This is a genomic window from Bacillus altaicus (assembly GCF_042136375.2).
GTDB classification, from domain to species: Bacteria; Bacillota; Bacilli; order Bacillales; family Bacillaceae_G; genus Bacillus_A; species Bacillus_A cereus_U.
The window spans coordinates 3,898,978-3,911,638 of record NZ_CM143394.1 but is presented as its reverse complement, the minus strand read 5'-3'; the positions used below and the strand labels follow the sequence as shown (position 1 = coordinate 3,911,638).

Sequence of the window (12,661 nt, the reverse complement as noted above, 5' to 3'; positions counted from 1 at the left end):
ACTTCTTTTTTTGTTTATTAAGACTCTGTTGTAACAACATTTCCGTCTGCGTGAGGTGTATCTCCTACGGTATGTTGTTGTTGCTGTTCTTCTTCAGCTTTTTTTCTAGCTTCTTCTTCAGCTTTTCTCTTAGCTTCTTCTTGTTTTAGCTTATCTTCATTGGCCTTTTTCTGTGCTTCTTCATCAGCCTTCTTCTTAGCCTCTTCGTCAGCAGCCTTCTTTTGAGCTTCTTCTTGCTGTTTACGTTGTTCTTCTTGCTGTTTACGTTGTTGTTCTTGTTGCTGTTGTTGTTGTTGATCTTGTTGTTTGCGCTGATCTTCGTCAGCTTTTTTCTTAGCTTCTTCTTGTTTTAGTTTATCTTCATTGACCTTTTTCTGTGCTTCTTCGTCAGCTTTTTTCTTAGCTTCTTCGTCAGCCTTCTTCTTAGCCTCTTCGTCAGTTTTTTCCGCATTTGGAGTTCCGCCAGGCGCAGTGAAGGATGCACCAACTGCAGGACTTGTTCCAGTACCCTTTTTCGCTACTACAGAGAAGCTGTAAGTAACACCTGGTTTAATACCACCAAGAGTAGCTGTCGTACCGCTTACTGATAAGCTACCACTAGAACCGTCAGTAGCTTTATAGCTTGCTGCGTATGCATCAACATTTGATGATGGTCCAGACCAGTTCAGTGTCACTGTGCTAGCGCCATCGAAAGCGACATTAAGGCCACTAGGTGGATCTACTTTAATTTGTTTAACTGCATCTTTTTTCGCACCTTTTACGTACAATTCTTCATTTATTTCTTGTACAGAAGAAGGACGTTCGAAACGAGATTTATCTGTAGCGAATTTGCTCATCATTACTTGGAACATTTGTTGTGCAATTTTAGTATAACGATCGCTAATGTAATTTTCTGGACCATTCTTTTCGTAACCAGTCCACACAGCCATCGTATATTGTGGTGTATATCCAGCGAACCAGCTATCTCTGTTTGCATCAGCTGGGATGCCATATTTTTTTATATCTTTTGCATCAAAGTTTTGTGTTCCTGTTTTACCAGCAACGTCGAATCCAGAAACATATGCTGTTGGCCCCGTACCGCCAGAACCAGGTTTTACTACGTCACGAAGAACATCAGTAACCATATAAGCTGTATAGTCGTGCATTGCACGTTGTTCTTTCGGTTTAAAGCTTTTCTTTTTCCCGTCTGGGAAGATGACTTCTTTTACGAAGTGAGGTTTATTATAAACACCGTCATTACCAAACGCTGCATATGCACCTGCTACTGCTAATGGAGAACTATCGTTACTACCAATTGCAGTAGATTCATGTACTCCATTTTCAAACGTCATGCCTAAACCTTCAGCAAACTCTTGTGACTTAGTAAGACCAACTGTTTGAGCTGTCTTTAAAGCCGGGATGTTTAATGACTTCTTCAATGCTTCACGAAGTGAAACGTCACCTTTAAAATTACCTGTAGCATTTTTAATCTTTGTGCCATTAGAGTAAGTGTAATCAGAGTCATTTAATTGATGATAAGTAGACCATTGAAGATTCTCAATTGCTGGACCATAGTCGAAAATTGGTTTCATTGTTGAACCAACTTGGCGTTTTAAATCAACTGCCATATTATGACCTTTGAAAGTAGACTTACTTTCTTTACGCCCAGCACCAATTGCTCGAACTTCTCCAGACTGTGTATCCATAAATACAAATGATCCTTGGAACTGATCGTTTGGATACTTAATGAGATTGCCATCCATAATTTTTTCAGCGTAATCCTGAGCATCTTGATCAAGTGTTGTATGAATCGTTAAACCATCTGAACCGATATTTACATCAGGGTATTCTTTTTCAACTTCCTTTACAGCAGCATCTATAAATGCTTGATACTTCATTTCAGTCACTTCTGAAGATGGAAGAAGTCCTTGTGTTACAGGGATTTGCATTGCATCATTCATTTCTTGTTTCGTTATATACCCGTGTCGGTTCATTAATGTTAATACGATATTACGACGTTTCGTTGCTCTATCAATGTTATCTGGTTTTGTTGGGTCATAAATGTTAGGACCTTGGGGTAAACCAGCGAGCATTGCAGCTTCGTGTAGTTGTATGTCTTTTAAATCTTTGCCGTAATATTTTTTGGCAGCTGTTGAAATACCATAAGAGCGATTACCTAAGTTAATCTTATTTAAGTACATTTCTAAAATTTCATGTTTTGAGTACTGTTGCTCTAACTTATAAGATAAGTACCATTCCTGCACTTTTCTCTTTGCAGTTTTGTCCATCGTTAGAAAATAGTTTTTAACTACTTGCTGTGTAATCGTACTACCACCTTGTGAGCCAAAGCCACCAGTGACATTTTCCATAATTGCCATTCCAGTACGTCTAAAATCAATTCCATCATGCTCATAGAAGCGAGCATCCTCAGTCGCAAGGAATGCACTTTCAATTACTTTGGGAATTTGATCGTAAGTAACATGGGTTCGTTTTTCAGCACCGTATTCATAGAAGAAGTTCCCGTTTTTATCAAGGAATTTTGTTGATAAAGGATTGACAAGTTTTGATTTGTCTAATTTCGGAGCGTCCTTTACCATAACAAAGAAAGCCGAAACGCCAGCTACGAGGCCGACGATACCAAGAAGTAGACAACCTATAAGGAATTTCTTGAAAAAGGAACCTTTTTTCTTTGGCTTTTCTTCTTTATGAGTTTCTTTCGTTTGATTTTTTACATGATTTCGTTCTGTACGAGAACGATAATTATCTGACATTATACTTTCTCCTACCTTTCATTCTCTCCCCCAAAAGTCGAAAAAAGAGCCTTAGTGATGACTCTATCACGAAAAATAAACCGTGTCTAGTACGCGGATATAATCAATTCGAGGGTGATAACCGCATGATAATAAAGACCCATGCTCTTCTATTTCTTGTTTTGTAATCGATTTACGTCCACCAGTATTTTGACGATTCCAAAATGCAATAATATGTTTTGCATCTAATAAATAAAATTCATCAAAAAGTGTAAATTTAATAATAACAAATGCAATTCCATTATGAGCGACTACTTGCTTCATATGTTCAATTTGATGAAGGTGGAAGTTTTGAAGTGGAAAACTGGTTTTATTTTTAGTCTCTTTCGCTTCAAAATCGATATATTTCCCTTTGTATACACCGTTGTAATCTGTTGTAGAAGGTTGTTTGAAATACGCTTCTTTTACCACTGCAGCACTTCGAGCGGGGTAATCTACTTTTACAATTTGAAGAGGTGTAGGTTTTTTATGTACGCATGCAATATTATGGGTTAAGTAATATTGATTGGTTTCATTCAATTCCTCTTCAAGGGACATACCTCTATTACTGTAAGTATGTTTTTTTATTGGTGTTTTATGAGGTTGTGAAGCTTGATCGTACCTTTTTCCATTTGGGTAACGAATGGTCATATTTTGTCCACTCCCAACTTGATAAGATTTACTTACAAAGGTGATTATATCAAAAAATGAAAAAAGATGTGACCTTTTTCAAGAAAGGTATGGTGACTTACTCATGTTTCGATGGAATGATTACGAAAAAATTAAACAGAGCCGTAATGATATTTTTTGTACAGAAGAGGAAAAAGCTATAGTTCTTAATATTAAGGAGAGAACGGATGTAGCTAACGTAGATAATATTTCACGTACACAATCTTACCAAGAATATTATTTGAGAAATAGAGAAATTAGATGGTCTTTTTTAGCAAGCATGGTTTCAAGGAATGGGGGATGGAACATGACAGATTTAGAAGGGGAATATTATTCTAATCTTTTATCTCAAACAGTTAAGAGACGATTATTTCATTTGTATGAGAAAGCCAATTGGCTCATTTTCTTAGATGCATTTCCTCAACTATTACTGTATGAGGAAAGTAAAAAGAGATGTGCGCCGCTCTTTCATTTGTTACAATTTTTCAACATATCAATTTTTATGGAAAAAGAATGGATCGCGTTTTGGGAGAAAAAAGATATAAATAGGCTTATGACGGCACTTATTATTAATGAACAAAATAAAATTCAAAAACCAGTAATTGAGAATGCATACTTTCAAAAACATGTATTTGATACTGCACTATTTAAATTTCAAGAAATATTTCACCTTAGTGCAGTTATTTTTCCGATGGTGGAAGGGGGAATGTATGGATTTTCAGTTTATCAATTTGAAACGTTGCAAAAACGTATAGAACTGGGGAAGCAATTAGCTTGGTTATTATTTCATTCAAAGTATAAGGCTTCTTTTTATAAATTTGCAGTGCAAACTAGGCATACAGGATCAAGGATGGATTATGAATGTAATATAAGGGGAATTAGAAAATCAGGTACGCCGGCTCTTAGGGATGTGTATTCTATTGTCACTCATGAAAAATTAATTGAAAAAGATTGGTTTAGTGAAGGATTGGAAATAGATTCTTTATTTTCACTTGAAAAACCTAAGGGGGAAATTAATATAACAGAATGGTATAGAAAGAAGAGGGAACAAATACATACTCTTTCTATATTAAGTAGTTTTGTTAAAAGAATAGATGAGTTCATGATATAATAAAGAAGTCCCGCCTTCCTAAATGAAGGCGGGGCTTCTTTATTAAAAGTAATATGCTCTACAATAAATTACTTTCTAAGCTGCTATTTGCCGGCAGTAAAACTCCCACCTCAAAATTTGGCTGGAGCAAAGAAGTTAGGTGGGAGCCCTGCTGCCCGTAAACGCCCGATTGGTGAAGGTTAATAATCAGTGGGGGATGAACAAAACCCCACTGATTAAAGTTTCACTTTATGTAGCGGGGAAATTTGGACCATCAAGCTTTGGATTACCAGTCTCAGGTTTATTTTGTTGTTTGTTTTGCTTTTTCTTTTTTTCGTTTTTATTTTTTGCCATCGTAATACACCTCCTTTTTGTATTGTTACCATTTCTAAAAATGGCATACTAAATGATTTCTTTGACGAATATCAACTAGTTTTGTCATGTGAGAAGGAGTAATCAATCAATCGGCGAAATTACATGACAAAGGAAAGGCAAAGAAGGGGGCGTTTTAAATATGGCGATGGTTCAGAAGGAAGATATTATGAAAAAAATGGATCAAATGTTAAGTTCTCTCGATTTGCTGGAAATGAATATTGGGATTAGAATGAATCATGCATTAAAGGGTAAAGGTGAAAAAATATGCAATAAGATAGAAATAACAGAAATGCATATAGAACATATGGAAAATAAATTAGTGCATCACGAAGAAAAAGGGAGCTGGGTAAAGACATTTCAAAACGTCGTAGTGAGTGCATAATAAGGTGGGAACAAAATGGGATATGAAGCATTAATCCAGTCCTCGGAGAAGTTAATGCAGTATAATGATGAAGCGAATGTGAAAAAAAGAGAAATGGCGGAATATGATTTTTATAAGGATATGAAGCCATTTGTTGATATTGTAGATGCGGAGTTAGAGATGTGGAAAGAATTAGCTTATAGGTGGATAAAGGAAGAACAACCTAAGTATATACATGTACAACAAATTGATCAAGTGTATGATAATTTGCAAACTAATGTGCTACAATGTTTTGTTAATAAGGGAAAAGGTAAACGTTTCTTTGAAACTCATCAAGCTATTTCGTATACTTTGCAAAATATCGTAGATCAATGTAAGTAACAAGAGGGAAAACCCTCTTGTTTTTTTTATGCTTCTGTCACTGTTGTAGGTTTTGTTGCACCGTTTATTTCTAACTCGCGTATTAATGTTCGGTAATCTGATATGCATACTTTTCCTTCAAGATAACAATGTCTCGCAAAGTCTAACAGTTCATTCGAATTTTCAGTGTAATACCCCTTTTTTTGAGAAAACGCTTGTTTTAAATCCCCTAATACCATGTTGATTCCTCCCCAATGAGAATCTTCTTCCTTATTATCATAGCATGGAAGGGTTTACTTTCTAATTTTTTTAAAAATTTAAACTTCCGACAAAAATAGACAGATACTCCGTTACACATTTTATTTTATAGGTACATATTCTATATGTAGAAACTTATGCGAAGGAGGAGAGAATGCATGTTTCAACAACCTAATGTATATCAGCAAGCAAATCCATATGCACAGCAAAATATGTATCAATATAATGAGGATACATATTTACGATATAATATGTATCCTTTCGAGCCTCATTATGGAAACCAAAATTATTATCAACCATTTGAAGTGTCGTTTGGGAATCAGCAGCAAGCACATATGAATCAACCGCAGCAAGCACATATGAATCAACCGCAGCAAGCACATATGAATCAATCGCAGCAAGCACATATGAATCAACCGCAGCAAGCACATATGAATCAATCGCAGCAAGCACATATGAATCAACCACAGCAAGCACATATGAATCAACCGCAGCAAGCATATATGAATCAACCACAGCAAGCGCATATGAGTCAGCCGCAGCAAATGTATACGAATCAACCACAGGAAGCGTATATGAATTCACAAAACTACATGTCGCCATCTCAATATGCAAATCAACAAGCTATGTTTTATCCACCAAAACAACCATATCCAACGATGAATAAACAAAAGCAACAGCAACCAAGTCAGTTTTCTAGTTTTGTTTCACAATTTAAATCATCAGATGGTAACTACGATGTAAATAAAATGATGAACACAGCTGGACAAATGATGAACGCGATGAATCAAGTAACAGGGATTGTTAAGCAAGTCGGGGGCTTTTTTGGTAAATAATATTAGGGGGTTGTCTATAATAGGTATTACGTATGAAATTGAATACTAGACAAATTTCCATGAAATAAATGGGTATATATAACAAGCGGCTTTACTTCCTTTCTCATATTGTAAAGTGTAATCAGATTTTCTTAACGAGAGAGGAGAGAAAAAACTATGCATCATTGTCATCCTTGCTTTGGAGGGCATAAGCCTGTAGGACCTATTTGTACAACTGCTCCTGTCATTCATCCGGCAAAACAGTGCGTAACACATTCTTTTTCAACAACGGTGGTGCCACACATTTTCCCAACGCATACAACACACGTACATCATCAACAAATTAAAAATCAAAACTTCTTCCCACAAACAAACTCGAACGTAAATGTTGTAGACCCTGGTGATCCAGGATCTGTTGGTGGATTCGGCGGAGGATGTGGACCATGCGGTCATGGCCATCATCACCATGGGCATCAAATATCACCATTTGGACCAGGACCGAACGTATCACCATTTGGACCAGGACCGAACGTATCACCATTTGGACCAGGACCGAACGTATCACCATTTGGACCAGGACCGAACGTATCACCATTTGGACCAGGACCGAACGTATCACCATTTGGACCAGGACCGAATGTATCACCATTTGGACCAAATATAGGACCAAACGTTGGTGGAATGTTTAAAAAGTAAATGATATGTTAGAACTAGCGAAATGCTAGTTCTTTTTTTGTAATTGGAGTGTTGATATGAAAGTTGTTGCTGTAACAGGATATAAGCCATTTGAGCTTGGAATATTTAAAAATGATCATCCAGGAGTAGAATGTATAAAAAAGGCAATTCATCGTAAATTAACTGCTTTTGTAGAAGAAGGTTTGGAATGGGTTATTATTAGCGGCCAGTTAGGAGTAGAGCTATGGGCTGCTGAAGTTGTTTTTGAAATTCAAGTAGAATATCCAGATTTAAAATTAGCGGTATTTACTCCTTTTTTAGAACAAGAAGAAAATTGGAAGGAAGATAACCGTGAATATTACGAATTTATTCTTTCGCAAGCAGATCACATTGATAGTATTACGAAACGGAAGTACGAAAGCCCAGAGCAATTTAAATTAAAGAATCAATTTTTTATTGAAAAAAGCGATGCACTTTTAGCTGTATATGATGAAGAAAAGTCTGGGAGCCCTAAATATATTGTAGAAGCAGCTAAGAAAAAAGGAGAAATAGAAAATTATCACAGTTATTTCATTCTTTTTTCTGATTTACAAGATATAATGGAAGAGGAACAGTGGAATAATGCAGAGTAAGATGTAATATAGTACTCGTATATTTGATTGACAAAAGGCATTGTTTCTGAAAAAATTTAGTTAATGAAAGCTTTGGCAAAAATTTGAGGTGAAGAAAATGATTTCGGATAAAATTAAATTAACAGCGAAAGATGTTTTAGAAAAAGAATTTAAAACAGGTATGAGAGGTTATCAACAAGAAGAAGTAGATAAGTTTCTTGATATGATTATTAAAGATTATGAAGCGTTTCATAAGGAATTTGATCAATTAAAACAACAAAATGCTCGTTTGAAACGTGAATTAGAAGAGCAGAAAGTAGCGGCAACACAAGTTCCGCAACAACCGGTACAAACACCAGTTGCACAACCTGTATATAACAATACGAATACGGATATTTTAAAACGTATATCTAATTTAGAAAAAGCTGTATTTGGAAGTAAGTTATACGAATAATGTAAGGTGGTAAAAAGGTTAAAGCATTTTACATAGAAAAAAACATTGCAAAATCTTTTTGTTTCCACTATACTAATGTTTGTCATAACGTTTGGGTAATCGCTGCAACGCCAACGTTGTAGAGGAAAGTCCATGCTCGCACAGCCTGAGATGGTTGTAGTGTTCGTGCCTAGCCAAGTCATAAGCTAGGGTATTCTGGCTGTGAGGCTGGTTTAACGGCAGGGAAAAAACCTAAGTCCTTTCGGATATGGTTTGACTACCTTTAAAGTGCCACAGTGACGAAGTCCTTGAAGAAATGATAGGAGTGGAACGAGGTAAACCCCACGAGCGAGAAACCCAAATAATGGTAGGGGAATCTTTTCCAAGGAAATGAACGATGGGAAAGGACAGGTTTTCATAACCTGTAGATAGATGATTACCACCGGAGTACGAGGCGTGGGCCGTTTGCAGTACAAAGGAACAGAACATGGCTTACAGAACGTTATGAACCAACTATGAAATAACTCAGCTCTCCTTTGTTAGAGGAGGGCTTTTTATTTGTATGAATTTATAAGTTGTGAGTTAAAATGGTAAATGAGAATATTCTTCGTGATATGTGATAATTAATAGGACAACATGTTATTAATTATTGTTTGATTATACATAAGAGGTGAATATAAATGGGAAAAGTTACTTTAATTGCAACAGCGGCAATGGGTATTGAAGCGTTAGTTGCCCGAGAAGTTCGCGATCTTGGTTATGAATGTGAAGTGGAAAACGGAAAGGTGACGTTTGAAGCGGATGAAAAAGCGATTTGTCGTACGAATTTATGGTTACGTACTGCAGACCGTGTGAAAATTAAAGTCGGCGAATTTAAAGCAACAACATTCGATGAGTTATTTGAAAAAACAAAAGCGTTAAACTGGGGAGATTATATTCCAGAGAACGGAGAATTCCCTGTTATTGGGAAATCTTTAAAATCAACATTATTTAGCGTTTCAGACTGCCAACGTATCGTTAAAAAGGCTGTTGTTGAGAAATTAAAAACAACGTATAGACGCACAACTTGGTTTGAAGAAGATGGTCCGTTATTCCGTATTGAAATTGCAATGCTCAAGGATATTGCAACATTAACAATCGATGCGAGTGGTGTAGGTCTTCATAAACGTGGATACCGTCTTGAGCAAGGTGAAGCGCCTTTAAAAGAAACATTAGCTGCGTCTTTAATTAAGTTAACAAACTGGAAGCCGGATCGTCCTTTCGTTGATCCTTTCTGTGGATCTGGTACAATTCCAATTGAAGCTGCATTAATTGGACAAAATATCGCACCAGGATTTAACCGAGGCTTTGCATCGGATGAATGGGGCTGGGTTGGTAAACAAAATTGGCGCGAAGCTCGTCAAGAAGCTGAAGATTTAGCAAATTATAATCAATCATTGCAAATCATTGGATCAGATATCGATCACCGTATGATAAGAGTTGCCCAAGATAACGCAGATGAAGTTGGATTAGGGGACCTTATATCATTTAAACAAATGCAAGTAAAAGATTTCACGACAAAAGAGGAATATGGCTATGTTGTAACGAATCCTCCATACGGAGAACGTTTAAGTGAAAGAGCGCTTGTTGAAAAATTATATAAAGAAACGGGAGAGGTATTCCGCCCATTAGATACGTGGTCAATGTATTTATTAACAAGTTATGAAGCATTTGAGAAGTGTTACGGAAAAGATGCATCGAAAAAGCGTAAACTGTTTAACGGATTTATCCGTACAGATTACTATCAATACTTCGGAAAACGTCCACCGCGTAATTCATAGTATAAAACTCCTCCAGCGCGCATATACTGGCTATTATGTAATGCGTAAAGGAGGAAGTGATATGGATAGTTTCCAATTATCAATGATTCAAAAAGCTATTCACCGTACGTATGATGAGCTCGGAAAAGAAGTGGATAGTCAAGGTGCGATTGTAGATGAAATACAAAAAGCGCAGGAAGAATATTTGTCAGCTCTTTCACATGAAACAGCGATTGATAAACGGTATTTAAAGTCATTAATATAGAAAAAAATTTTCCTTTTTCGAAAGGAAAATTTTTTTTCGTGTATTTCTATGTATTGCAACAGGGGAAAGTGGCTGCACACATGTGAGTAGCAGTTGCTATATCTTTTTATAGAAAAATTGTTTGGTTGGAGGCTAAGGATGTTTACTGAGAATAGGTTACCATTTGAAGTAGGGAAACAAGATAATTTTTATGATAAGTTGAATGAGTGGATTGGAGATGTGTTTTACGACATTCTTCCGGAAAAAGGCTTTGAAGAGCGTGATGAACAGATTTTTATGGCGTTTCAGTTAGAACGTGCTTTCCAAGAGAAGAAAGTTATGTTTGCAGAAGCAGGTGTAGGAACAGGGAAAACAATTGTATATCTTCTATATGCAATTTGTTATGCACGTTATACAGGGAAGCCAGCTATTATCGCTTGTGCAGATGAAACGTTAATTGAGCAGCTTGTGAAAGAAGAAGGAGACATCGCTAAGTTATCTGAAGCATTAGGGCTATCTGTTGATGTTAGACTTGCGAAATCAATGGATAATTATTTATGTTTGCGTAAACTTGAAGATGTTATGAGTGGACGAGCTCCAGAAGTAATTGAAGATGTATATTACGAATTACCTCAGTTCGTATTCGATCATGGTACGATGCAGAACTTTACTCACTATGGTGATCGAAAAGAATTTCCACTGTTAAATGACGAGGAATGGTCAAAGGTAAACTGGGATTACTTCCAAGATTGCTTCACTTGTGATTCTCGTCATCGTTGTGGTCAAACACTTTCTCGTGAACATTATCGTAAAGCTGCAGATTTAATTATTTGTTCTCAAGATTTCTATATGGATCATATTTGGACATATGATGCACGTAAACGTGAAGGGCAAATGCCATTGTTACCTGAAAGTAGCTGCGTTGTATTCGATGAAGGACATCTTGTAGAGTATGCAGCGCAAAAAGCTTTAACATACCGTTTAAAGCAAACGATGATGGAGCAACTTTTAACGAGATTATTACAAAACGATATTCGTGAAGAGTTCGCACATTTAGTAGAAGAAACAATTTGGCAAACTGAACAATTCTTTGGGGTACTACAAGAGAATAAAAAGGAAATTGAAGGTTCTGATCGTTTAGAAATTACTGTGACAGAAAAGGTAACTGCTGAGGCAGAAAGACTTTATGCGAAAATCGGTGAAGTCGGTGATGCATTAGTATTTGAAAGTGAAATGCATACAGTAAACACATACGATTTAAATATTGTTGATGAGCATTTAGATGTGTTAGAGCATTCACTTCGTCTTTTCATGCACGAGAAAAATGTAATTACATGGGGTGAAGAAGGTGATGGTGCCTTTACGTTAGTTATTATGCCGCGTGCAGTTGAAGAAGTGCTACAAGAAAAAGTATTCTCGAAGAAGATTCCGTATATTTTCTCTTCTGCGACATTATCTGACAATGATTCGTTCGCATTTACTGCAAATAGTCTAGGGGTAAAAGATTACTTATCATTCTCAGTTGCTTCGCCGTTTGATTATGAAGAGCAAATGACTGTAAACTTACTTCCGTATACGAAAGAAAATGAATGGGAAAGAAAGTGTCAATATACACTTGAAAATATACAAAAAACAAATGGACGTACACTCGTATTATTCCGTACAACGCAAGAACTTGCAGCGTTTAAAGAATATGTAAGTAAAGAGCAAATGTCAGTTCCGTTCCTATATGAAGGTGATCAAGAAATTAGTCAGCTCGTTTCTCGTTTCCAAAATGAAGAAGAGACTGTACTTTGTGCCGTTCATTTATGGGAAGGTTTAGACATTCCAGGTTCATCATTATCACATGTTATTATTTGGTCATTACCATTCCCTCCAAACGATCCTGTGTTTGAGGCGAAGCGTAAACATGTGAATGATCCATTTTGGGACGTAGATGTGCCTTATATGATTTTACGTCTTCGCCAAGGAATTGGACGTTTAATTCGTACAAGTGAAGATAAAGGTGCTATATCATTATTCTTATCAGATAATGAAGATGAAAAAGTGATAGAAGCAGTGAAGAAAGTGCTTCCGGTAGAAGGAAAAGTACTTTAAGCGAAAAAATGTTGTAGGGAAAAGTTTGGCATTTGCCAAGCTTTTTTTCTATTAGAAAAGGAATTTATGTTTTAATGTCGAAATAAGGTTGAGGTAGAAAAAGGAG

The 12,661-nt window shown here is 36.3% G+C and carries 14 protein-coding genes and 1 other RNA gene; 11 read left to right on the top strand and 4 right to left on the bottom strand.

The annotated features are described in order from the left end of the window. Window positions 1-17: 17 nt before the first annotated feature. The gene (locus ACE38F_RS20165; protein WP_375369772.1) at window positions 18-2,750 is read right to left on the bottom strand and encodes a PBP1A family penicillin-binding protein; all 2,733 of its coding nucleotides are present in this window, start codon (window positions 2,748-2,750) and stop codon (window positions 18-20) included. Between the two features lie 66 nt (window positions 2,751-2,816). Further along, window positions 2,817-3,419, bottom strand: a complete 603-nt coding sequence (gene recU, locus ACE38F_RS20160; RefSeq protein WP_000155584.1) for a Holliday junction resolvase RecU — start codon at window positions 3,417-3,419, stop codon at window positions 2,817-2,819. 103 nt (window positions 3,420-3,522) lie between these two features. Between recU and ACE38F_RS20155 the strand changes: the two genes are divergently transcribed. After that, complete coding sequence (locus ACE38F_RS20155) at window positions 3,523-4,548, top strand: DUF2515 domain-containing protein (RefSeq protein ID WP_215555800.1); 1,026 nt, start codon at window positions 3,523-3,525, stop codon at window positions 4,546-4,548. Window positions 4,549-4,776: 228 nt separating this feature from the next. On the opposite strand, the gene ACE38F_RS20150 is transcribed toward ACE38F_RS20155, so the two are convergent. Continuing rightward, entirely contained in the window at window positions 4,777-4,923 is a 147-nt protein-coding gene (locus ACE38F_RS20150; protein WP_306475192.1) for a phage portal protein, read from the bottom strand. Between the two features lie 118 nt (window positions 4,924-5,041). Here ACE38F_RS20150 and ACE38F_RS20145 point away from each other — a divergent pair, with 118 nt between their 5' ends. Together ACE38F_RS20145 and ACE38F_RS20140 are read left to right on the top strand one after the other, a co-directional pair. Next, on the top strand, window positions 5,042-5,284 hold the full coding sequence (locus ACE38F_RS20145; protein WP_215555801.1) for a hypothetical protein: 243 nt from the start codon (window positions 5,042-5,044) through the stop codon (window positions 5,282-5,284). A gap of 15 nt (window positions 5,285-5,299) precedes the next feature. Then, window positions 5,300-5,644, top strand: coding sequence for a YppE family protein (locus tag ACE38F_RS20140; RefSeq protein WP_215555802.1), 345 nt, complete (start codon window positions 5,300-5,302; stop codon window positions 5,642-5,644). 26 nt (window positions 5,645-5,670) lie between these two features. On the opposite strand, the gene ACE38F_RS20135 is transcribed toward ACE38F_RS20140, so the two are convergent. Then, complete coding sequence (locus ACE38F_RS20135) at window positions 5,671-5,862, bottom strand: YppF family protein (protein ID WP_002030817.1); 192 nt, start codon at window positions 5,860-5,862, stop codon at window positions 5,671-5,673. Between the two features lie 177 nt (window positions 5,863-6,039). On the opposite strand from ACE38F_RS20135, the gene ACE38F_RS20130 reads away from it, so the two are divergent. From ACE38F_RS20130 to ACE38F_RS20095, 8 genes are all read left to right on the top strand, one after another. Next, entirely contained in the window at window positions 6,040-6,717 is a 678-nt protein-coding gene (locus ACE38F_RS20130; RefSeq protein ID WP_375369771.1) for a YppG family protein, read from the top strand. 156 nt (window positions 6,718-6,873) lie between these two features. Next, window positions 6,874-7,392 carry a CotD family spore coat protein gene (locus ACE38F_RS20125; RefSeq protein ID WP_462782389.1) on the top strand — a complete coding sequence of 173 codons (519 nt, stop codon included), beginning with the start codon at window positions 6,874-6,876 and terminating at the stop codon, window positions 7,390-7,392. A 56-nt stretch (window positions 7,393-7,448) separates the two neighbouring features. Next, window positions 7,449-8,003 carry an SLOG family protein gene (locus ACE38F_RS20120; protein WP_215555805.1) on the top strand — a complete coding sequence of 185 codons (555 nt, stop codon included), beginning with the start codon at window positions 7,449-7,451 and terminating at the stop codon, window positions 8,001-8,003. A 97-nt stretch (window positions 8,004-8,100) separates the two neighbouring features. After that, on the top strand, window positions 8,101-8,436 hold the full coding sequence (gene gpsB, locus ACE38F_RS20115; protein WP_215555806.1) for a cell division regulator GpsB: 336 nt from the start codon (window positions 8,101-8,103) through the stop codon (window positions 8,434-8,436). Window positions 8,437-8,523: 87 nt separating this feature from the next. Further along, window positions 8,524-8,915: RNase P RNA component class B (gene rnpB / locus ACE38F_RS20110), an RNA gene on the top strand. A gap of 180 nt (window positions 8,916-9,095) precedes the next feature. Next, entirely contained in the window at window positions 9,096-10,235 is a 1,140-nt protein-coding gene (locus ACE38F_RS20105; protein WP_215555807.1) for a THUMP domain-containing class I SAM-dependent RNA methyltransferase, read from the top strand. A gap of 61 nt (window positions 10,236-10,296) precedes the next feature. Continuing rightward, complete coding sequence (locus tag ACE38F_RS20100) at window positions 10,297-10,479, top strand: DUF3921 domain-containing protein (RefSeq protein ID WP_000376895.1); 183 nt, start codon at window positions 10,297-10,299, stop codon at window positions 10,477-10,479. A 138-nt stretch (window positions 10,480-10,617) separates the two neighbouring features. Continuing rightward, a complete protein-coding gene (locus tag ACE38F_RS20095; RefSeq protein ID WP_215555808.1) occupies window positions 10,618-12,555 on the top strand; it encodes an ATP-dependent DNA helicase in 1,938 nt (645 codons plus the stop codon). Window positions 12,556-12,661: the final 106 nt, after the last annotated feature.